The organism is Micromonospora sp. RP3T, assembly GCF_003027925.1.
GTDB lineage: Bacteria > Actinomycetota > Actinomycetes > Mycobacteriales > Micromonosporaceae > Micromonospora.
The window spans coordinates 60,162-80,399 of the sequence record NZ_PYPS01000011.1; the positions used below are offsets into that span (position 1 = coordinate 60,162).

Consider the following 20,238-nt stretch of genomic DNA (forward strand, 5'->3'; position numbering starts at 1 on the left):
TGCCGGGTCACCAGATGCGGCGACCGTACGCGTCCGGCACCCCGGACTTGCGGAAGAAGTAGGTGTTGATCTGGTCCCGCCACTGGATGGCGCTGCGGACCTGCTCGTCGAGGCGCTCGGCCACCCGTTCGTGCACGGCCGGTTCGATCAGGCCGGCGAGCCGGCGCCACCGCTCACGCATCGCCTCCACCTGCTCGACGCCGGCGAAGTGCGTGTCGTAGATGTGCTGGATCACCGTGCGGCCGCTGTGCAGCACGTGGTCGTAGGGGACGTGGTGGAAGAAGAGCAGCAGTTCGTCCGGGCACCGCTCGCGTGACTCGTACACCTCCGACCAGGGCGCCGGGTACTGGCCGGTGAACCCGGTCCCGGTCGCCCGGGTGCGGTCCACCCCGACACCGTCCCGGTCGGCGAAGTGGTAGGTGCCCCAGGCGGTGTACTCGTAGCCGTCCACGTCGGGCCCGTAGTGGTGCCCGGGCCGCACCATGAAACCGACGCCCAGCGGCGCGGTGTACCGCTCGTAGCCGCGCCAGGAGTCGTCCATGATCTCGTGCAGCGTCCGCCGCAGCAGGTCCGGGTCGGGCGTCGTGGCCGGCGGCCACGTCAACCCGATCCACTCGTCGAGCACCGCGTCGGGCGCCAGGCGGGGGTCCCAGGCGAGCCGCCCGACGGCGTACAGGTTGGCCTGGGCCAGCGGATGCCCGGTCCAGAACGGGTCGTCGCCGGTGCTGGCCACCGCGGCCAGGCCGCCACCGCGGGCGCCGGCCACCACGTCGGCGACCGTGCCGGCGTCGCCCCGGGGCGCGAACCGCAGCACCTCGCTCCACCAGGGGCCGAGCCAGCAGACGTGCCGCTGCTGACCGGTGTACTCCTGCGTCACCTGCACCTCGACCGCCATCCGGGTGGCCGGCATGGCCAGCAGCAGCGGCGACACCGGCTCGCGGACCTGGAAGTCCACCGGGCCGAACTTCACCTGGACGATCACGTTGTCGGCGAAGCGCCCGTCCAGCGGGGTGAAGTGGTCGTACGCGGCCCGGGCCCGGTCCGTCGACCGGTCCCGCCAGTCCTGGTGGTGGTCGTAGACGAACGCCCGCCAGTGCACCACACCGCCGTGCGGCGCGAGCGCGGCGGCCAACAGGTTCGCCCCGTCGGCGTGGTCGCGCCCGTAGGTGAACGGGCCGGGCCGGCCCTCCGAGTCGGCCTTGACCAGGAAGCCGCCGAAGTCCGGGACGCGCGCGTACACCCGCCCGGCGGCGGCGGCCCACCAGGCCCGTACCCGGTCGTCGTGGGGGTCGGCGGTGGGCAGGCCGCCGAGCACCACCGGGGCGGCGAACGTGACCGCCAGGTGCACCCGCACGCCGTACGGGCGCAGCACGTCCGCGATCTCCGCCACGTCGCCCAGCCGATCGGTCAGCAGCCGCGCCTCGGTGTCGTGCACGTTGACGTTGTTCACCGCGATCGCGTTGATCCCGGCGGCGGCGAGCAGCCGCCCGTAGTCCCGGATCCGGGCCGTGTCCCGCCGCGCCGCGCCGTCGCGCCAGAAGATCGAGCCGCCGGCGTAGCCGCGCTCGACCTGACCGGACACCGGGTGCACGGCCACGTTGTCCCAGTGGTCGAGCATCCGGCGGGACAACGCCGGGCCGTGCCGCCGCGCCGGCCGGTCGACGTCGAACGCCGCCGCGCCCAGCCGGACCACGTGGAACAGCCCGTACAGCAGGCCGGCCGGCGCGTCGGCCAGCACCACCGTCACGCCCGCCGACCGGGCGATCAGGAACCCCTCGTCGCCGAGCGCGCCGTCGCCCCGGCCGTTTCCCGCCGGCGTGGCGGCGAGGCGGACCGCCTCGGCGGTCGCGTTCGCCAGCGGACCGGCGTCGCGCAGCGCGAGCACCAGGTCGGCGTCGACGTCCCAGGACGGGGAGCGCCACACCCGGCCGCCGTGCCGGGCGCAGGCCCGCGTCACCTCGTCCAGCACGGTGTCCACCAGCGGGCCGGCACCGTGCACCAGGACGCCCCGGGTGCCGAGCGCCCGGAACGCCTCCGGCGGCAGCCAGGCGGCGTGCCAGGTGGTGGTCTCCACCGGCAGCGGCTCCGCGCCGCTCGCCGGGTCGTCCGTGGCAGCGGTACTCACGCGGTGAACTCCCTCCGGATCACGTCGATCATCGGGTCGCCGATCCGGAGCAGCGCCAGCACGCCGACCGCGCCCAGGAGCGCGAGCACCGCCTCGGAGAAGACGGCGGTGACGCCGGCGGCGGCACCCAGCAGGACGGCGTTGCCGACCGTGACGCCGGGCGTACGGACCAGGAAGTACCCGGCCAGCCGGACCACGTCGCGGGTGCGGAACGCGAACAGCGAGACGATCACCAGGGCGTTGGTCCCGACCAGCGCGACGCCCGCACCGACCAGCACCAGCGGCACCGCCCACCAGGCCGGCACGGCCGCGGCCGACAGGTGGGCCAGGTTCATCGCGATGAGCGTCAACCACGCCAGCGTCGGCACCCAGACCCGCAGCACGCCCGGCAGGTTGGCCCGGTAGGCACGCCGGAACGCGGCGGCGGGCCGCAGGTCGGTCAGGTCCCGGCGCTGGTGACGCAGGGCGTGCAGCGCGGCGGAGACGGCCGGCCCGACCGGCAGCAGGCAGACCGCGACCAGCGGCAGGTTGCTGACGTCCCGGTCGAGCAGCACCAGCGCGACCAGCCCCGGCACGGTGGCGAGCAGGAGCAGCACCTCCACGACGAGCAGGATGTGCACGGCCGCGGCGGCCCGCGACAGCGGTCCGTCGCCGAACTCCCGCCGGCCGGGCCCGCTCACCACGGCTCCGCCCCGGTCGGGGCCGGCTCACCGGTCGGGTCGAGCAGCCGCCCGTCGTCCCACGGCGGCGTCTCGTCCACCACCGGCGTCAGCTCGACGAGCGTCACCTCGTGCCGGGCGAGCGTGAGGTCGACGTCGGCCCGCCCGGCGGCGACCGGCACGGCCCGGTGGCTGCGGGCCGGCTCGGCGGCCTCCCGCAGCGCGTCGAGCTGCCGGGGGCGGGGCGAGCGCGGGCTGCCCATCTCCCGCCAGGCCGCCCGGACGTTGCCGGCCTCCTCGCTCACCGACGAGCGGAGCTGGAACGCCGAGGTGGCGCCCGGCGGGCCGAGCGGGACCGACAGCGCCAGGGTGTGCCGTGCCGGCGCCGGTGCCCGGCCGGTGACGTCGACCGGTGCCCAGGCCAGCACCGCGACCCGACCGTCCGGGTGCCGGGTGACCAGGTGGTCCGGCCCGCGGGCGAGCACGTCGCCGCCGAGCCGCGCCATGAACGCGTACAGGTGGTAGGTGGGCTTCTTGAGCTGCCGGTGGGCGAGCAGGCCGAAACCGCCGTGCAACGGCGTGGTCGGCACGCCCACCTCCTCGAACACGTCGCTGAACGTCCAGTACGAGAACGAGTCGACCAGGTCCCCGCCGCCGGCCAGCACCGGCGCGAGGTAGGCGGCGTGGAACGCGGTGTCGTGGACCGGGTTGTCCGGCCGGTAGGAGGAGTTGAACTCGGTGATGTGCACCGGCCGGTCCGCCAGCGCGGTGCCGGCCAGGTGGCGGCGCGGCGCGGCGAACTGCTCCAGCAGTTCCGCCGCCGGGGCCAGCGTCTGGTGGGTGCCGAACGGCATGTGCCGGGCCGGGCCGGAGGTGTACGCGTGGCGGCTGACGAAGTCGACGGGCACGTCGCGGGCGGCGACGAACTCGGCGAACGGCGCCAGCCACTCGTCCGCGCCGGGGGAGATGGCCGGGCCGCCGACCTGGAGCGAGGCGTCGACGTCCTTGACCGCGTGCGCCGACACCTCGTACAGGCGGTGGTAGGCGGCCTGGTCGGCGTCGCGCCAGAAGTCGGGCAGGTTGGGTTCGTTCCACACCTCGATGGGCCAGCCGCGCACCTCGGCCAGGCCGTACCTGTCGACCAGGTGGGCCACCGTGGCGCGGACCAGGTCGCCCCACTCCGGATAGGAGGCCGGTGGCGTGACGTTGCCCTGCCACCAGAACACGGTCTGGTCCCCGGAGGCGAGCGCCGACGGCATGAAACCCAGCTCCACGAAGGGCCGGACGCCCCGTTCCAGGTAGGCGTCGACGACCTGGTCGACGTACGTGAACGCGTGCCGCACCCGGCGCTCGCCCCGGTACTCGTACGGCCGGTGCACGCCGACGCCGTCGCTGAACAGCCCGTGGCCGCGGATGTGCCGGAACCCGATGTCGCGCTGCACGAGCGCCAGCGAGTCCTGGTAGTCCCGGCGCAGCGCCAGGTCGAACCGCCCGGTGCCCACGCAGGCGCGCCAGGCGTCGGTCAGCCGGCCGACGGGCCGATCGGGGACGATCTGGCGCATTGCCGGTCACCCGTGGTTCTTGCGGTACCGCTCGTACGCCTTGTTGACCAGATCGGTGTACGCCTGCGCGTTCTTGCCCTTCAGTTCGGTGACGTAGGCGTCCCATTCGCTCAACGGGCGCTGGCCCAGCGCGAACCGGAGCGTGTTCTGGGTGACGTAGTCCTTCAGCGCCGTCGCCCAGAGCGTGGTCTGCTCGCGCTCCTCGTCGGTCAGCGGCGCGGGCGGCGGCGTCACCCAGGGCGCCGGCTTGCGGCCGTTCATCTCCCGCTGGAACTCCATCTCCTCCGGGGAGAAGAACGACTGCACCAGGTCCAGCTTGCCGCCGTACGCGAAGACGCCGTTGGCGAAGCCGAAGTCCTTCTGGAGGTGCTTGGTGCCCTTGGGGTTGAGCCCGACGATGTCGACGTCGGGGGCGGGGGCGCGCCGGCCCGAGGCGTCCTTGGTGTAGGTGGTGCCCTCGACGCCCCACTTGGCGAACTCCTGGCCGGCGTCGGAATACCAGAGCCAGTCGATGAACTGCATCATGGCCACGAAGTTCTTGTTCTCCCGCGCCTTGCTGGAGATCATCACACCGTTCTCCAGCCGGCTCGCCGGGTTGACCGGACCGGCCGGGCCGATCGGGAACATGATCTTCTTCAGCCGGGCGTTCGGGTTGATCTTCGCGATGTCCGGGCGGTAGTCGTTCACCAGCGTCTGCGCGTTCGTGCTGATCACGAACGACTTGCCGCTGGCGAGCTTCTGACGGGCCTGGTCGTCGGTCTGGGTGAACGTCTCCGGGTCGAGCAGCCCCTCGGCGACCAGCTTGTGCAGGAACGTCACCACCTGCCGGTACTGCTCCGACGCGCCGGTGAACACGTACTTCCCGGCGCCGGCGTCCCACGCGGTGGCCTGGTAGTTCCAGCCGGCGCCCGGCAGCCCGTGCGACAGGGCGAGCATGTTCAGCAGGTTGCCGGCCGGGTTGGGCTTGCCGAACCGGTCGGAGAACGGATGGACGTCCGGGTGGGCCGCCTTCATCGCCTTGAGCATGGTGTAGACCTCGTCCCAGGTGGTCGGCGACGGGATGCCCAGCTGCTCCAGGATGTCGGTGCGGACCGCGAGCGTGTACTCCTGCCAGGGCTTCTCGTGCAGGCCGGGCAGCAGGTAGAACTTGCCGTCCTCCTGCCGGAGCGTGTCCATCTCCGGCTTGAGGTTCCACTTCTCCAGCTTCTCCGCGAAGTGCGGCATCAGGTCGAGGTAGTCGCTGACCGGCAGGATGGCGCCGGAGGAGACGTACGAGTTCTCCTGCGGGTGGTAGGTCTTCGGGATGATCAGCGGCGCGTCCCCGGAGGAGACGAGCACGCTGCGCTTCTGCTCGTAGTCGCTGAGCGGCACGGCGACCGGGTCGAGCTTGACGTTGGTCCGCTTCGCCAGCTCCGACCAGAACAGCCACTCCGGCTTGAGCGGGTAGTTCGGGTGGTTGTTGTAGAGGATCGAGAACGTGACCGGCTCGGTGGCCCGGAACTGGTCGCCGACGCCGTACTTCTCCATCGCGCCGGCCCGGTTGCGGTCGAGGTCCTTCTTGTCGGGGCCGTCGTCACCGCATCCGGTGAGCGAGACGACGGCGGCCGCGCCGGTGGCGAGCAGCACCTGGCGGCGGGACAGCTGGACCATTGGTGTTCCCTTCGGTTGGTGGCACCGCTATCCCTTGACGGCGCCGAGCATGATTCCGGAGACGAAGTAGCGCTGGATGAAGGGGTAGACCGCGAGGATCGGCAGGACCGTCAGCACGATGGTCACGGACTGGATGGTCGCGGCGGCCTGCACGATGTCGTCGCCGCTGCCGAGCCCGCCGCCGGTCTGCGTGGCGTCGCTCGCGCCCACGATGAGGTTGCGCAGGTAGACCGTCACCGGCAGCAGGTCCTGACGGTCCATGTAGAGGAACGCGGCGAACCACGAGTTCCAGAACGACACCGCGTAGAACAGCACCATCGTGGCCACCATCGCCTTGGACAGCGGCAGGACGATCCGCAGCAGCGTCCCGTACGTGCCGAGCCCGTCGACCGCGGCGGCCTCCTCCAACTCGACCGGCAGGCTCTCGAAGAACGCCTTCATCACCAGCAGGTTGAACACGTTGATGGCGTTGGGCAGCGCGACGGCCCACACGGTGTTCTTCAGGCCCAGGCTGGTGACCAGCACGTAGTTGGGGATCAGGCCGCCGGTGAAGAACATGGTGAACACGGCGATCCCGACCAGCGCGGTCCGGCCCCGCAGGTGCTTCTTCGACAACACGAACGCGTAGCAGGTGGTCAGCACGACGGAGATGAGCGTGGCGACCACCGTGTAGACGACGGTGTTGCGGTAGCTGATCCAGAACGCCGGGTCGGACGTCACCACCCGGTACGCGGTGAGGTTGAACCCGCGCGGGACGAGGTTGACCTGCCCGCTGACGATGGCGGCGTTGTCGCTGAGCGAGCGCGCCACGATGGTGAGGAACGGGTACACCGTCACCACCACCACGGCGGTGAGGACGACGGCGTTGACCGCCTGGAAGACGCGGTAGCCCCGGGTGGGGCGGGGGGTCACCACAGGCTCGTCCCCACCGCGCGCCGGGAGATCCCGTTCGCGGACAGCACCAGCGTCAGGCCGATCACGGCCTCGAACAGGCCGATCGCGGCGGCGTAGCTGAGGTTCCCGGAGACGATGCCCACCCGGTACAGATAGGTGGAGATGACGTCCGCGGTCGGGTAAGTGAGCGGGTTGTAGAGCAGCAGGATCTTCTCGAAGCCGACCGCCATGAACGTGCCGATGTTCAGGATCAGCAACGTCATCATGGTCGGTCGGATCCCGGGCAGCATGACGTGCCAGGTCTGTCGCCACCGGTTGGCGCCGTCGATCCGGGCCGCCTCGTAGAGGTCGCCGTCGATCGTGGTGAGCGCCGCGAGGTAGAGGATGGTGCCCCAGCCGACGGTCTGCCAGACCTCGGAGGAGACGTAGATCGACCGGAACCAGCCGGGCTCCTGGATGAACGGGACCGGTTGCCCACCGAACGCGCCGACCACCTGGTTCACCGTGCCGTCCACGGACAGCAACTGCATGACCATCGCGGCCACGATCACGATCGACAGGAAGTGGGGCAGGTAGGACACCGACTGCACGAACCGCCTGAGGACCCGGCTGCGCACCTCGTTGAGCAGCAGCGCGAGCACGATCGGCAGCGGGAAGCAGAACAGCAGCGTCAACGCGCCCAGCACCAGTGTGTTGGTGAAGACGTCCCAGAACGTGGGGTCGGTGAAGAACAGCCGGAAGTAGCGCAGGCCGGTCCAGTACTCGCCGAACACGCTGCCGCCGGGCCGGAAGCGCCGGAACGCGATCACGTTGCCCAGCATCGGCAGGTAGCGGAAGACCAGGAAGAACAGCAGCGGCAGGACGGCCAGCGAGTAGAGCTGCCAGTCCCGCCGCAGCGCCCGCCGCCAGGGTCGGCGGCGGCCGACGCGACGCCGGCGGTCCGGCCGCGGCGCGGGCGCGGGCCCCGTCGGGGCGAACCGCGCATCCGAGCGTACGGATGTCATTCGCGCCCTCCCACCGTGGCCGAAAATTCCGGTAATGGCCCGTAAGCTTTCCGGAAATTTATGGCCATCGCTTGATCGATGTCAAGGTGATCGATCTCCTCGTCATCCGTGGAGGATCCGTGCCCTTCTCCGACCTGCCACTCGACCAGCTCCGGCGGTACCGGCCGGCGGTCCCCGAGCCCGCCGACTTCGACAGGTTCTGGCGCGCCACGCTCGACCGGGCCGCCGCCACCCCGGTCCTGTGCGACGTCCGGCCCGAACCCACCGGCCTGCGACTGGTGGACACCTGGGACGTCACGTTCGCCGGCTTCGACGGCGAACCGGTGCGGGCCTGGTACACCCGCCCCGCGGGCGTCGACGGGCCGCTGCCCGCCGTGGTGGAGTACGCCGGCTACGGACGCGGGCGGGGCCTGCCCGGTGAGCGGCTGACCTGGCCGGTGGCCGGGTACGCCCACCTGCTGATGGACAACCGGGGCCAGGGCGGCTGGTACGCCCGCGGCGACACCCCCGACCCGCACGGCGGCCCGGGCGGTCCGACCATCGCCACCCGGGGCATCCTGAACCCGGACGACTACTACTACCGTCGCCTGATCACCGACGCGGTCCGCGCGGTCGACGCGGTCCGCGCGCTGCCCGGCGTCGACGCGACACGCGTCGTCGCGGCCGGGAACAGCCAGGGCGGCGGACTCGCCCTGGCGGTCGCCGGCCTGGTCGACGACCTCGCCGCGGTGCTGGTCACCGCGCCGTTCGCGTGTCACATCCTGCGGGCCGTCCAGCTCACCGACGCCTCCCCGTACGGCGAGATCGCCCGGTACCTGGCCGTCGACCGCGAGGTCGAGGCGGCGGTCCGGCACACGCTCGCCCACGTCGACGGCGTCGCCTTCGCCCGCCGGGCCACCGCCCCGGCGCACTTCGGCATCGGCCTGCGGGACGACGTCTGCCCGCCGAGCACCGGATTCGCCGCGTACAACCAGTACGGCGCCGCCAGCGGCCGGCCGGTGCCGCCGCTGCGGGAGATGCACACCTACCCGTACAACGGCCACGAGGGCGGGGAGGCGGTCCACGTGCGGCGGCAGCGGAGCTGGCTGGAGGCGGTGCTCCGGCGTGCCGACGCGCCGGTGCGGACCTGACCTCCCGCCGCGCCCGGCGCGCCCGGCCGGTGCGGCCGGGCACGTCGCGACGGCGGGTACGGTCCGTCGGCGGATCGCGTCCGGAGGGTCACCGGGGATCAGCCGACCGAACAGGGGGCGCCGTTCAGGGTGAAGGACGCCGGCTTGCCGGTGTTGCCGGAGTGGCTGGCCTGGAAGCCGATGTCGACCGAGGCGCTCGGGGCGATCGTGCCGTTGTAGGAGACGTTGCGCGCGGTCACCGCCCCGCTCGTCGGGGCGTACGAGGCGTTCCAGCCGCCGGTGATGGTCTGCCCGCCCGGCAGCGTGAACGCCAGCGCCCACCCGTTGACGGCCGCGCCGCCGGTGTTGGTGATCGTGACGCTGGCGGTGAGACCGTTGCTCCAGGCGTTGACCGCGTACGCCACCCGGCACCCGCCGGCCGGCGGCGGGGTGGTCGGCGGGGGAGTGGTGGGCGGCGGCGTGGTGGGCGGGGCGGTGGTCGGCGGCGTGCTGTCGCTGATGCTGCCCGGCACCGAGCGCAGCGCGTTGTACCAGGCGGCGGCCATCTTGGCGTAGCCGCCGGCGTTGGGGTGCACGCCGTCGGCCAGGTCGCCGAGGGTCAGCGCGGCGTACATGTCCACCAGGTGCACCCGCCGCCCCGCGTCGGCCCGGCTCTTCACGATGCCGGGGATCGCCGCGTTGTACGCGCGGACCTGCGTGTCCGCGCCGGACTTGGGAACGATCGTGGCGACGAAGAGCTCGGTCGTGGGCGACGTCGACGTGATGCGGTCGACGAGCGTGGCCAGCCGGCCCGGGGCGCCGCTGGTGTCGCCGTACATGTCGTTGGTGCCGATGTGCAGCAGCACGGTGCGGGGATTCGTCGCCCGCAGCCAGTTCACCACGTTGGCGTCGATCTGGGCGATGGTCCACCCGGAGTGCCCCTCGTGGTCGTGGTCACCCAGGCTGCTCGGGCCGTTGAACTGCGAGCCGACGAAGTCGATCCGGTAGTTGTCCGCCGCCAGCCGCCGCCACAGCTCCGTCCGGTAGCCGCCGGGCACGTTGAACCCGTCCGTGATGGAGTCGCCGAGCGGCATCACCCGGACGCCCCCGTTGGACTCGGCGCTCGCCGGGCCGCCGGCCATCGTCGCCGCGGCGGCCAGGGCCACCATCGCGGCGGCCGCCGCGCTCCACAGTCGAAATCTTCGGATCATCGGGTCCTCCGCGGGGGATCGGTCGGTGCGTGCGTCACCGCGGTCGCCGTGGCGCGCGGTGAACGGGAGTGAGGTGCGGCGCGGCCGACCGGGACCCGGACACCGGTGTCGTGCCGCACGGGGAGCGTGCCCTCCACTCCCGCCGGCCCCACGCTACTGAGCCTTCGATAACGGTGTCAATCGATGGTGCTAAATCGATTTCGATCTCCCCGGACGGGCGCGGCGCGCCGTGGTGCGGCGCGGGCGTGGTAGGCAGGTCGAGGACCGCGACCGCGACGGAGGGCCCGCAGCATGCCGACGTTCATCACCATCGGATACGGCGACCAGGACGGCTACGACCGCACCGATCCCGCGGTACGCGACGCCGCCCACGCGCACGACGAGCGGCTGCGGGCGGCCGGGGTGCGGATGGGCATGGCCGGCCCACCGGTGCAGGTGCGCAACCCCGACGGCGCGGGCGCCGAGGTGCGCGACGGGGCATTCCTGACCTCGGCGCTGCCGATCGGCGGCTTCGCGGTGATCGAGGCGGCGTCGATGGCGGAGGCGATCGAGCTGGTGTCCGGGACGCCGTGCGCGGTGGCCCACGGCGTCGTCGAGGTGTGGCCGCTGCGCGACACGCCCTAGCCGAGCCGGCGCAGCGCCGCGTCCACGGTGTCCTCCGGGGTGCTGTTGAACGCGATCGCCGCGCCCTGGGCGTGCCGGTGCACCAGGTTGACGACCTGCTCGAAGAGCTCCAGCAGCGGCTCGTGCTTGCGGAGGCCGCCCCCGACCACCACGCAGGCGTACGCCCGGCGGGTCAGCGCCGCCGCGACCTCTCGTTCGGCGTCCGGGTCCGGCGCGACCAGGCACAGGTCGGCCTCGATCCCGTGCTCGGCGAAGCGGGCGTGACCGCGTGCGATCGCGGCGACCACCGGTGCCGGGTCCCAGCCCGGGATCCGGGCCGGGTCGAGTCCGATCACCAGCACCGGGCCGTGTGCCATCGCGTCCTCCTCGGTGTGCCGCGCCGTCCGGTCCGTCCCATCCCACCTCACCGGCGGCGCTCCGGTCAGCCCGCCACCCGGTTTCATTTTCCGTTGCCCTGGGCAATTGACCGGTCGACTCACACCCCTGAGGAAGGGCGGCCATCATGCACGTCGGCGGCATCATCTCCGGCATCATCATCGGTCTGATCATCGGCGCGCTGGGCCGCCTGGTCGTACCGGGCAAGCAGAACATCCCGATCTGGCTCACCCTGGTCATCGGCGTGGTCGCCGCGCTCCTCGGTACCGCCGTCGCGGGCGCGCTGGACGTGGCCGACACCAACGGCGTCGACTGGATCGAGCTGCTCATCCAGGTCGTCTTCGCCGCGATCGGCGTGGCGATCGTCGCCGGCACCTACGGCCGGCGACGGATCTGACCCGACCACACCGCCGTCACCCGGGCCGGTCGGGACGCCGCGTGCGTCCCGACCGGCCCGCGTCTCAGGAGCCGTCGGCGGCGAACGGACCGCCCGCGCCGAACGCCAGCGCGGCGAACCGCTCGCCGATGCGGCGGTCCGCCACCGGGTCCGGGTGCAGCTCGTCGGGCAGCGGCAGCTCGGCGTAGTCGGCCTCGCCGTAGAGCGCCAGCCCGTCCAGGTAGTGCAGGTTCGGGTCGTCGGCGGCGCGGGCGGCCACGATCCGGGCCAGTTCGGCGCGGATCACCCGCAACGTGAGCTTCCCGGCGGCCTGCTCGGCCGGGTCGCCGGTGGCGACGAACCGCAGCGTGCCGGTGCTGAGGTCGGCCGCGCCCGGGCCGGGCGTGTCCTCCTGGATCGGGCACAGGATCGACGAGACGACGAGCAGCGGGGTGTCCGGGTGCCCGTCGCGCAGCGTGTCGAGGAAGCCGTGCACCGCCGGGGTGAACGCGCGCAACCGCATCGCGTCGCTGTTCACCAGGTTGATGCCGATCTTCACGCTGATCAGGTCCGCCGGGGTGTCGCGCATCGCCCGCGCGGTGAACGGGTCGAGCAGCGCGCTGCCGCTGAACCCGAGGTTGACCAGCTCCACGCCGGCGAGCCCGGCGGCGATCGCCGGCCAGGTGGCGGTGGGGCTCTCGGCGTCCGAGCCGTGGCTGATCGAGCTGCCGTGGTGCAGCCACACCCGCCGCCCCCGGTCGCCGACCGGCTCGACCGGCGCGTCGGTGCGCAGCGCCACCAGCTCGGTGATCTCCCGCTGCGGCAGCCAGATCTCCACCTCCTTGTCGCCGGCGGGCAGGTCGGCGAAGCGGACCGCGGCGACCGGTCCGGGATCGGTGGTCACGGCGCCGGTGGTCAGGTCGATGGTGAGCACCTTGCCGCCGCCGGCGGTGGCCTGCCCGGCCAGCCGTCCGTCGACGAGCAGGTCGTAGCGGCCGTCCGGGCGCGGCGGGGCACCTCGGTAGACCATCTTGGTGGGCAGCACGTCCAGCTCGACGACGGTGGCGCGGGTGCGGAACACCAGTCGTACGCCGGACGGCATCGTCTCCGCCATCGTCACCTGAGGGTCGGTGTTCTGGGCCCGGGCGCGGGCCGGTAGCCGGTGCGGCAGCACCCCGTGCGCGGTGCGTTCCAGGTCGAGCGCGCCGCGCAGCAGGTCGGCGGTGATCGGCGTGGTGATCGAGGGGGGCGGCAGGGTCATGATCCGATCTTGACCTACCGGTCCGCCGGACGACCACGTGTTTCGTCCGACAGGCCGGACCCGGGGGCGCGTCAGTCGGCCAGCACCAGCTCGACGTAGCGCTCGACCATGGTGGCGACGACCTGGTCCGGGTCGGTCGCCCACACCTCGGCGTTGAAGATCTCCACCTCGGTGTCCCCGGTGTAGCCGGCCGCCGCCACGGCGCGGCGCAGCGGCGGGAAGTCGATGTGCCCGTCGCCCATCATCCCGCGCCCGAGCAGCACGTCGGCCGGGAGCGGGGTGAGGAAGTCGCACACCTGGAAGCTGGCGATCCGCGCCCCGGCGCGGGCGATCTGCCGCCACACGTCCGGGTCCCACCAGACGTGGAACGTGTCCACCACCACGCCGACCTGGTCGACCGGGAACGCCTCGGCCAGGTCGAGCGCCTGCCCGAGCGTGGACAGCACCGCCCGGTCGGCGCAGTACATCGGGTGCAGCGGCTCCAACGCCAGGCGTACGCCGCGTTCGCCCGCGTACGGGGCCAGCTCGGTGAGCGCGTCGGCGACCCGCGCCCGCGCGCCGGCCAGGTCGCGGGACCCGGGCGGCAGACCGCCGACGACCAGCACCAGACAGTCGGTGCCGAGGCCGGCCGCCTCGTCGACGGCGCGGCGGTTGTCGGCCAGCGCCTCGGCCCGCGCGGCCGCGTCGGCGGCGGTGAGGAACCCGCCCCGGCACAGCGACGACACGCGTAGCCCGGCGTCCGCGACGAGCGACGCGGCGGCCGGTACGCCGATCTCGGCGACCGGCTCGCGCCACAGCCCGATCGCCGGGATACCGGCGCGGACGCAGCCGTCGACCGCCTCCCGGACCGACCAGCGTTCGGTGGTGCGCTGGTTGAGCGACAGCTTCGCCAGCCGCGGATCGGCCGTCATCCGGTCACCCCCGCCACGTCGAGGTACCCGCGCATCCGGTGTGCCGCCAGCTCCGGGTCGAGCAGCACCCCGGCGGCGTCGGCCAGCCGGAACGTCTCCACCAGGTGCGGTACGCCGCGTCCGCCGTGCAGGCCGCCGACCATGGTGAAGCCGGGTTGCCGGCCGTTGAGCCAGGCGAGGAACGCGATGCCGGTCTTGTAGTACCGCGTCGGCGGCGCGAACACGTGCCGGGACAGCGGCACGGTCGGGTCCAGGACCGCCCGGAAGCCGGCCGGGTCGCCGGCGTCGAGCCGTTGCAGCGCGGCGGACGCGGCGGGGGCGATGGCCGCGAACGCGCCCAGCAGTGCGTGACTGGACCGTTCGCCGTCGCCGGCGATCAGCTCCGGGTAGTGGTAGTCGTCGCCGGTGTAGACCCTCACGGAGGGCGGCAGCAGCTCCCGCAGCCGCACCTCCCGGCCGGCGTCGAGCAGCGACACCTTCACGCCGTCGATCACGTCGGCGTGCGCGCGCACCAGCGCGACGAACGTCGTGGTGGCGTCGTCCAGGTCGGTCGAGCCCCAGTAGCCGGCGAGCGCCGGGTCGAACATGTCTCCGAGCCAGTGCAGCACCACCGGCGCATCGGACTCCCGCAGCACCTGCTCGTAGACGCGGAGGTAGTCGTCGGCGCCGGTGGCGAGCGCGGCCAGCTGCCGGCTGGCCATCACGACCGCGACCGCGCCGCACTCCTGCACGAACGCGACCTGCTCGGCGTACGCGGTGACCACCTCGTCGAGCGTGTCCGGCACGCCGGTGAGCTGGTCGGTGGCCGCCCCGGCGACGATGCGCCCGCCGCAGGCGGCGGCCTCGGCGGCGCTGCGCCGGATCAGCTCGCGGGTGGCTGCCCAGTCCAGCCCCATGCCGCGCTGCGCGGTGTCCATCGCCTCGGCCACGCCGAGCCCCCACGACCACAGGTCACGCCGTACCGCGAGGGTGGCGTCCCAGTCCAGCCGGGCGGGCGCGTCGGGGGCGTTGTCGGCGTACGGGTCGGCGACCACGTGCGCCGCCGCGTACGCGATCCGGCTGGCCGGCGGCGCGGCCGGCCGCTGCCAGCCGGCCGGTTCCCGCAGCGTCCGTGTCTCGGTGCCGCCGCCCGGGGCGGGCAGCGTGATCCGGACGGTCACCTGTCGATCTCCTCGATCTCGACCCGCCGCCCCTCGCGGGCGGAGCGCAGCCCGGCCTCGGCGAGCTGCACGCCGCGCGCGCCGGCCAGGAAGTCCCACGGGAACGGCTCGTCGTCCACGACGTGCCGCAGGAACGCCTCCCACTGCACCTTGAACCCGTTGTCGTGGTCGGCGTTGTCCGGCACGGTCTGCCACTGGGCGCGGAACGGCTCGGTGACCGGCAGGTCCGGGTTCCACACCGGCATCGGGGTGGCGCCGCGGTGCTGGATGCGGCAGTCGCGCAGCCCGGCGACCGCGCTGCCGTGCGTACCGTCGACCTGGAACTCGACCAGCTCGTCCCGGTACACCCGGACCGCCCACGAGGAGTTGATCTGCGCGATGACGCCGCCGGCCAGCTCGAAGATCCCGTACGCCGCGTCGTCGGCGGTCGCCGGGTAGGTGACGCCGTTCTCGTCGACGCGCTCCGGGATGTGCGTGGCGGTGACCGCGGTGACGGCGGTGACCCGGCCGAAGAGCTGCTCCAGTACGTAGTGCCAGTGGGGGAACATGTCGACGGTGATGCCGCCGCCGTCCTCGGCGCGGTAGTTCCAGCTCGGCCGCTGCGCGTCCTGCCAGTCGCCCTCGAACACCCAGTAGCCGAACTCGCCGCGCACCGACAGGATCCGGCCGAAGAACCCGCCGTCGACCAGCCGCTTGAGCTTGCGCAGGCCGGGCAGGAACAACTTGTCCTGCACCACACCGTTCTTCACGCCCCGGTCGGTGGCGAGCCGGGCCAGCTCCAGCGCCCCGGCCAGCCCCTCGGCGAGCGGCTTCTCGGTGTAGACGTGCCGGCCGGCCTCGATCGCCGCCCGGATCGCCTTCTCCCGCTGGGCGGTCACCTGCGCGTCGAAGTAGATCTGGTGGCGGTCGTCGGCGAGCGCCGCGGCCAGGTCGGTGGTGTACGAGGTGAGCCCGTGCCGGGCGGCGATCTCGGCGAGTCGGGCCTCGTTGCGGCCCACCAGGGTCAGCTCCGGCCAGATCCGGCTGCCGTCGCGGGCGGGCAGCCCACCCTGCTCCCGGATCGCGAGCAGGGACCGGACCAGATGTTGCCGGTAGCCCATCCGCCCGGTCACGCCGTTGAGGATGATCCCGATAGACGTGCGCTCCACGTGTGTCCTTCCGGGTGGCGGTCCCGCTCCTGAATGCGTTTTCAGTAAGCGCTTTCAGGAGGTACGGTAGCCACGCCGAAACCGGCCGGTCAAGACGTTCCGCACGGGGGAGATCGATGCAGCCACGGGCGCACGTGACGCTGGAGGACGTGGCCCGGGCCGCCGACGTCTCGCTGGCCACGGCCTCCCGCGCGCTCAACGGCATGCGGGTCACCCCGCACCTGCGGGACCGCGTCCTGGCCGCCGCCGCGCAACTCGCGTACACCCCGAACGCGCACGCCCGGGCGCTGGCCGGGGCCTCCCACCGCACCGTCGGCGTCATCTGCCACGACGTCACCGACCCCTACTTCGCCGCCGTCGCCGGTGGCGTCATGCGGGTCGCCGGCGCCAACGACCTGCTGGTCATGCTGGCCAGCACGTTCCGCGACCCGGAACGCGAGATCGCGTACGTGTCGATGCTGCGCGCCGAACGCGCGCCCGCCATCCTGCTGATCGGCTCCGGCTTCGAGGACACCCGCTGGGAGCGGGCCATGGAGGCCGAGCTGAAGCCCTACCTCGACGGCGGCGGCCGGGTCGCCGTGGTCAGCCGGCACCGCAGCCTCAAGGTCGACAGCGTGCTGCCGGAGAACCGGGCCGGCGCCGCCGCCATGGCCCGCGCACTGCTGGAGCTGGGCCACCGCCGCTTCGCGGTGCTCTCCGGCCCCCGGGCGCTCACCACCGTCATCGACCGGCTCGGCGGCTTCCGGGACGAGCTGGCCGCCGCCGGCGTCACCCTCGACCCGGCGGACGTGGTCGAGGGGCCGTTCACCCGCGACGGCGGCTACCAGGCGATGACCGACCTGCTGACCCGCGGCCTGGACGCCACCTGCGTGTTCGCGGTGACCGACGTGATGGCCATCGGCGCGTACGCGGCGCTGCGTGACCACGGGCTGTCGGTGCCCGGTGACGTGTCCGTCGCCGGGTTCGACGACATCCCGATCGTCCGCGACCTCACCCCGCCGCTGACCACCGTGGCGTTGCCGCTGCGCGAGATCGGCGAGAAGGTGATGGAGTTGGCGCTCACCGAGAACACCACCCGTCGCCGGCGGATCCTGCGCCTGAGCGGCGAGGTGGTCCTGCGCGCCAGCACCGCCAAGGTGGGCGCCTGACTGACGTCATGCGTACGCTCGATCCGTGGCTCGCCTGGCCTGGCCCGACCTGCGCAACGCCCGCGACGTGGGTGGCGTCCCGACCACCGGCGGCGGGCGGGTGCGCGAGCGGGCGCTGATCCGCACCGACAACCACCGCCGGCTCGGCGCCGCCGGACTCGCCGCCCTGCGGGCGTACGGGGTGAGCCGCGTGCTCGACCTGCGGTGGCGGTCGGAGGCGCAGGCGGATCCGAGCCCGCTGGCCGCCGACCCGTCCTACCGGCTGGTCCCGGCCTGCTTCGACCCGACCGGCGACGAGGACATCCCGCCGGACAGCTACCGGCTGATGGTGGACGCCAGCCGGGACCGCCTGGCCGCCGCGTTCACCGCGATCGCCCAGGCGCCGCCCGGTGGCGTGGTGGTGCACTGCCACGGCGGCCGGGACCGCACCGGCGTGCTGGTGGCGCTGGCGTTGCACGTCGCCGGCGTGCCGGTGGACGCGATCGCCGCCGACTACGCGCTCACCGTGAACTCGCCCCCCTCCATGATCACCAACACGTGGGACCACCTGCACGCCCGCTACGGCGGCGTCACCGCCTATCTGCTCGGCTCCGGCGTGACGCCCGCCCACCTCGCCGCCGTCCGCGCCCGCCTGACGTGAGCGTCGCCGGCCGATAGGGTGCCCGGCATGATCGACGACGCGCCGTTGACGAACCCGTGGCTGGCCGGGCCGACACCGACGAGGAAGCTCGACCGGGACCGCCTCGAGGAGCGCATCCTCAACCTGCTGTCCTCGCAGAACATGTGCGTCCTGGCCACCGCCGGGCCGGACGGGCCGCTGGCCACGCCGGTGCGCTACTACCCGCTCGACTTCACGCTGATGTTCACCGCCGCGCCCCGCTCGCCGAAGATGCGCAACATCGCCGCCGACCCGCGCGTGTCCGTCGGCGTCTTCGCGCCGCTGGTCGGGCTGGCCAGCAGCCGGGGCGCCCAGGTGTTCGGCGCCGCCCGGGTGCTCGCCCCCGACCACCCGGACCACGCGCGCCACTGGTCGGCGTTCCGCTGGCAGAACGAGCACGTGGAGCGGGGGCGGTCGCTGGCCGAGCCGCCCCGGGAGACGCTCGTGGTGATCGAGGCGGAGCGCATCGTCTACACCGAACACTGGCTGCGCCGCGAGGGCTACGCCCCACGCCAGCACTGGCGCCGCTGACGGTGCCACGTGTCCTGGCGCGACGGACATCCGTGGCATGCTGGGGCCGTGACCAGCTACGACGTCGCCCTCGTCCTGCTCGTCGACCCGAGTGGTGCCATCCTCATGCAGCACCGCGACGGCAACGCGCCGGTCTCGCCGTGGGCGTGGAGCCTGCCCGGCGGCAGCATCGAGCCCGGCGAGACGCCCGAACAGGCCGCCCGCCGCGAGCTGCGGGAGGAGACCGGGCTGACCGCCGGCGACCTGCACCTGCTGTGGAGCGGCCCTCGGCCGTACGAGGAGGGCTTCCCGCACACCGTCACCGTGTACGTCTTCCGGGGCACCACCGACGCGCGGCAGGAGGACGTGGTGCTCGGCGAAGGTCAGGCCATGGTCTTCGTCCCGCGTGAGCGGGTGCTCGACCGGGAGTTGGCGGTCAGCGCCGCGAAGGTCCTGCCGCTGCACCTGGCCGACCCCGGGTTCGGGCCGGTCCGGGCCGGCGGATCCTGAGTCTCGCCGGTTCACCATGGTGCGCCGAGCGGCGCTGAGGATCAACGCACCACCAGTAGGTCCAGCGCGTCGATCACCGGCCCGGTGTCGATCCGCGCGGCCTCGCGGAGCCGCGCCACGCCCGCGGCGTACTCCTCGTCGGTGATCAGGTGCAGCGGCGTGTGCGCCTCCCGGCGCAGCGTGGCCGCCGCCTCCGCCAGCGACGGCGCGGTGACCTGCGGGACCGGCTCGACGGACGCGGTGGCGAATCCGGCGTCGGCGAACGCGGCGGAGACGTCGGCGACGCCGGGGTATGTGTCGAGCACGCGCACGGCCTCCGGGAACCAGCGGAACAACGTGATCGCCTCGTGCCGGCCGGCGAACGCCGAGCGGATGAGCACCGGGCCGCTGGCCCGTACGACGCGGCGCAGCTCACGCGCCGCTGCGGCGAGATCGGGCACGTGGTGGATCACGGTGGAGAGCCACGCGCCGTCGACGCTGTCGTCGTCGAGCGGGATGCGCGCCGCGTCGCCGGCCAGGACCGGTCGGAACGTGGAGCGCGCCCGCATCGCCGCGGACGGTTCCACGGCGACGACGTCGAGGCCGGGGAACCAGGTGGTGAACGCGAGGGCCCACCTGCCGGTGCCGGAACCCAGGTCGAGCAGTCGCATGCCCGGCGTCGGGGCGAGGTGGGTCGTGACGGCCTGTCGCCACGCGGTGAGGCCGTCGTCGGTGAGGTGCCGGGTCGCCGCGAACGCTGCCGCGTCGGTGTCGTCGTACGCGATACGCGCCATGCCGCCGAGCCAACTATCCGGTACTGGTCCGGGGCAAGCGCTGTGACGAACCACGCGGGCCGGAGGCGGTCCGTCGCGGAGGCACCGTGGCCGGGCCGCCCCGCCGCACCCGGGACGCGTCGGACCGGCCCGCGCCTCGGGCACGGAGGCCGGACCGGCCCGCGCCTCGGGCACGGAGGCCGGACCGGCCGACGCCGGCGGCGTACCCGGGACCAGCGGCCCGGCCGTCCCCGCCGACGTCGGTCGCGGACACCGCCGTCCGGCGCCCCGCCGGGGCACGTCCCCGTTCCTGGTCGGGCTGTGGACGGCAGGCGACGCCGTGCCCGGCAGCCAGCCGGACGGCGTGGTCGAGGAGCTGGCCGGCCGAGGCGAGCCGCTCGTAGTGGGCCGCGGTGAGCGCGAGCGCGACCGTGTCGCCGATGCGCTGACACTGCGGGCAGCCGGTGCGGAAGACGTGGCGGTGTAGCGGGAGGACGCGGTCGTGCAGGGCGGCGGGAAGCAGGCTCAGGGCCTGGCGGAACTCATCGGGCCGCACGGGTGCCTCCGGGAGTGGTCGATGGGGGCGGACGC

At 73.3% G+C, this 20,238-nt stretch carries 21 protein-coding genes; 7 read left to right on the forward strand and 14 right to left on the reverse strand.

Annotated elements, in window-relative coordinates:
* Window positions 1-7: 7 nt before the first annotated feature.
* The 6 genes from C8054_RS11415 to C8054_RS11440 are packed head-to-tail and all read right to left on the reverse strand — an operon-like array spanning window position 8 to window position 7,894.
* Entirely contained in the window at window positions 8-2,125 is a 2,118-nt protein-coding gene (locus C8054_RS11415; RefSeq protein ID WP_233219588.1) for an alpha-glucuronidase, read from the reverse strand.
* On the reverse strand, window positions 2,122-2,805 hold the full coding sequence (locus C8054_RS11420; RefSeq protein ID WP_107156746.1) for a hypothetical protein: 684 nt from the start codon (window positions 2,803-2,805) through the stop codon (window positions 2,122-2,124). Before C8054_RS11420 ends, C8054_RS11415 begins: the two co-directional genes overlap by 4 nt.
* Entirely contained in the window at window positions 2,802-4,346 is a 1,545-nt protein-coding gene (locus tag C8054_RS11425) for a xylan 1,4-beta-xylosidase (RefSeq protein WP_107156747.1), read from the reverse strand. The genes C8054_RS11420 and C8054_RS11425 overlap by 4 nt, the downstream gene beginning before the upstream one ends.
* A gap of 6 nt (window positions 4,347-4,352) precedes the next feature.
* Complete coding sequence (locus tag C8054_RS11430; protein WP_107156748.1) at window positions 4,353-5,996, reverse strand: extracellular solute-binding protein; 1,644 nt, start codon at window positions 5,994-5,996, stop codon at window positions 4,353-4,355.
* Between the two features lie 27 nt (window positions 5,997-6,023).
* Window positions 6,024-6,908, reverse strand: coding sequence for a carbohydrate ABC transporter permease (locus tag C8054_RS11435; RefSeq protein WP_233219589.1), 885 nt, complete (start codon window positions 6,906-6,908; stop codon window positions 6,024-6,026).
* Complete coding sequence (locus tag C8054_RS11440; protein WP_233219590.1) at window positions 6,905-7,894, reverse strand: sugar ABC transporter permease; 990 nt, start codon at window positions 7,892-7,894, stop codon at window positions 6,905-6,907. Before C8054_RS11440 ends, C8054_RS11435 begins: the two co-directional genes overlap by 4 nt.
* Window positions 7,895-8,013: 119 nt before the next feature.
* On the opposite strand from C8054_RS11440, the gene C8054_RS11445 reads away from it, so the two are divergent.
* Entirely contained in the window at window positions 8,014-9,024 is a 1,011-nt protein-coding gene (locus C8054_RS11445) for an acetylxylan esterase (protein WP_107156750.1), read from the forward strand.
* Window positions 9,025-9,122: 98 nt separating this feature from the next.
* Here the strand turns inward: C8054_RS11445 and C8054_RS11450 are convergent, their stop codons facing one another.
* Complete coding sequence (locus tag C8054_RS11450; protein WP_306766811.1) at window positions 9,123-10,214, reverse strand: cellulose binding domain-containing protein; 1,092 nt, start codon at window positions 10,212-10,214, stop codon at window positions 9,123-9,125.
* Window positions 10,215-10,505: 291 nt separating this feature from the next.
* Here C8054_RS11450 and C8054_RS11455 point away from each other — a divergent pair, with 291 nt between their 5' ends.
* On the forward strand, window positions 10,506-10,838 hold the full coding sequence (locus C8054_RS11455; protein ID WP_107156752.1) for a YciI family protein: 333 nt from the start codon (window positions 10,506-10,508) through the stop codon (window positions 10,836-10,838).
* Here C8054_RS11455 and C8054_RS11460 read toward each other — a convergent pair.
* On the reverse strand, window positions 10,835-11,194 hold the full coding sequence (locus C8054_RS11460; RefSeq protein ID WP_107156753.1) for a hypothetical protein: 360 nt from the start codon (window positions 11,192-11,194) through the stop codon (window positions 10,835-10,837). The two genes, C8054_RS11455 and C8054_RS11460, sit on opposite strands and share 4 nt — an antisense overlap.
* A 146-nt stretch (window positions 11,195-11,340) precedes the next feature.
* Between C8054_RS11460 and C8054_RS11465 the strand changes: the two genes are divergently transcribed.
* Window positions 11,341-11,610 carry a GlsB/YeaQ/YmgE family stress response membrane protein gene (locus C8054_RS11465; protein WP_107156754.1) on the forward strand — a complete coding sequence of 90 codons (270 nt, stop codon included), beginning with the start codon at window positions 11,341-11,343 and terminating at the stop codon, window positions 11,608-11,610.
* A gap of 64 nt (window positions 11,611-11,674) precedes the next feature.
* On the opposite strand, the gene C8054_RS11470 is transcribed toward C8054_RS11465, so the two are convergent.
* From C8054_RS11470 to C8054_RS11485, 4 genes are all read right to left on the reverse strand, one after another.
* Window positions 11,675-12,850 carry an SGNH/GDSL hydrolase family protein gene (locus C8054_RS11470; RefSeq protein WP_233219591.1) on the reverse strand — a complete coding sequence of 392 codons (1,176 nt, stop codon included), beginning with the start codon at window positions 12,848-12,850 and terminating at the stop codon, window positions 11,675-11,677.
* Window positions 12,851-12,921: 71 nt separating this feature from the next.
* Window positions 12,922-13,761 carry a sugar phosphate isomerase/epimerase gene (locus C8054_RS11475; protein WP_107156755.1) on the reverse strand — a complete coding sequence of 280 codons (840 nt, stop codon included), beginning with the start codon at window positions 13,759-13,761 and terminating at the stop codon, window positions 12,922-12,924.
* The gene (locus C8054_RS11480) at window positions 13,758-14,921 is read right to left on the reverse strand and encodes a dihydrodipicolinate synthase family protein (RefSeq protein ID WP_107156756.1); all 1,164 of its coding nucleotides are present in this window, start codon (window positions 14,919-14,921) and stop codon (window positions 13,758-13,760) included. Before C8054_RS11480 ends, C8054_RS11475 begins: the two co-directional genes overlap by 4 nt.
* Complete coding sequence (locus tag C8054_RS11485) at window positions 14,918-16,069, reverse strand: Gfo/Idh/MocA family protein (protein ID WP_107156757.1); 1,152 nt, start codon at window positions 16,067-16,069, stop codon at window positions 14,918-14,920. The genes C8054_RS11480 and C8054_RS11485 overlap by 4 nt, the downstream gene beginning before the upstream one ends.
* Before the next feature lie 116 nt (window positions 16,070-16,185).
* On the opposite strand from C8054_RS11485, the gene C8054_RS11490 reads away from it, so the two are divergent.
* From C8054_RS11490 to C8054_RS11505, 4 genes are read left to right on the forward strand one after another with little or no spacing between them, the layout of a single operon-like run.
* Window positions 16,186-17,217: a LacI family DNA-binding transcriptional regulator gene (locus C8054_RS11490; RefSeq protein WP_107156758.1), complete on the forward strand. Its 1,032-nt coding sequence runs from the start codon at window positions 16,186-16,188 to the stop codon at window positions 17,215-17,217.
* Window positions 17,218-17,242: 25 nt separating this feature from the next.
* Window positions 17,243-17,857, forward strand: coding sequence for a tyrosine-protein phosphatase (locus C8054_RS11495; RefSeq protein WP_107156759.1), 615 nt, complete (start codon window positions 17,243-17,245; stop codon window positions 17,855-17,857).
* A 27-nt stretch (window positions 17,858-17,884) separates the two neighbouring features.
* Complete coding sequence (locus tag C8054_RS11500; protein ID WP_107156760.1) at window positions 17,885-18,406, forward strand: pyridoxamine 5'-phosphate oxidase family protein; 522 nt, start codon at window positions 17,885-17,887, stop codon at window positions 18,404-18,406.
* A 48-nt stretch (window positions 18,407-18,454) separates the two neighbouring features.
* Window positions 18,455-18,895 (forward strand): NUDIX domain-containing protein, encoded by a 441-nt coding sequence (locus tag C8054_RS11505; protein ID WP_107156761.1) that lies wholly within the window; start codon window positions 18,455-18,457, stop codon window positions 18,893-18,895.
* Between the two features lie 41 nt (window positions 18,896-18,936).
* On the opposite strand, the gene C8054_RS11510 is transcribed toward C8054_RS11505, so the two are convergent.
* Window positions 18,937-19,668 (reverse strand): class I SAM-dependent methyltransferase, encoded by a 732-nt coding sequence (locus tag C8054_RS11510; protein WP_107156762.1) that lies wholly within the window; start codon window positions 19,666-19,668, stop codon window positions 18,937-18,939.
* Window positions 19,669-19,681: 13 nt separating this feature from the next.
* On the reverse strand, window positions 19,682-20,203 hold the full coding sequence (locus tag C8054_RS11515) for a hypothetical protein (RefSeq protein ID WP_107156763.1): 522 nt from the start codon (window positions 20,201-20,203) through the stop codon (window positions 19,682-19,684).
* Window positions 20,204-20,238: the final 35 nt, after the last annotated feature.

Excerpts from the sequence above, each read along its gene's own strand:
- C8054_RS11510 (WP_107156762.1), bottom strand. The coding sequence starts at position 19,668 with ATGGCGCGTATCGCGTACGACGACACCGACGCGGCAGCGTTCGCGGCG.
- C8054_RS11490 (WP_107156758.1), top strand. The coding sequence starts at position 16,186 with ATGCAGCCACGGGCGCACGTGACGCTGGAGGACGTGGCCCGGGCCGCC.
- C8054_RS11450 (WP_306766811.1), bottom strand. The coding sequence starts at position 10,214 with ATGATCCGAAGATTTCGACTGTGGAGCGCGGCGGCCGCCGCGATGGTG.
- C8054_RS11475 (WP_107156755.1), bottom strand. The coding sequence starts at position 13,761 with ATGACGGCCGATCCGCGGCTGGCGAAGCTGTCGCTCAACCAGCGCACC.
- C8054_RS11455 (WP_107156752.1), top strand. The coding sequence starts at position 10,506 with ATGCCGACGTTCATCACCATCGGATACGGCGACCAGGACGGCTACGAC.
- C8054_RS11430 (WP_107156748.1), bottom strand. The coding sequence starts at position 5,996 with ATGGTCCAGCTGTCCCGCCGCCAGGTGCTGCTCGCCACCGGCGCGGCC.
- C8054_RS11425 (WP_107156747.1), bottom strand. The coding sequence starts at position 4,346 with ATGCGCCAGATCGTCCCCGATCGGCCCGTCGGCCGGCTGACCGACGCC.
- C8054_RS11465 (WP_107156754.1), top strand. The coding sequence starts at position 11,341 with ATGCACGTCGGCGGCATCATCTCCGGCATCATCATCGGTCTGATCATC.
- C8054_RS11440 (WP_233219590.1), bottom strand. The coding sequence starts at position 7,894 with ATGACATCCGTACGCTCGGATGCGCGGTTCGCCCCGACGGGGCCCGCG.
- C8054_RS11500 (WP_107156760.1), top strand. The coding sequence starts at position 17,885 with ATGATCGACGACGCGCCGTTGACGAACCCGTGGCTGGCCGGGCCGACA.
- C8054_RS11470 (WP_233219591.1), bottom strand. The coding sequence starts at position 12,850 with ATGACCCTGCCGCCCCCCTCGATCACCACGCCGATCACCGCCGACCTG.
- C8054_RS11460 (WP_107156753.1), bottom strand. The coding sequence starts at position 11,194 with ATGGCACACGGCCCGGTGCTGGTGATCGGACTCGACCCGGCCCGGATC.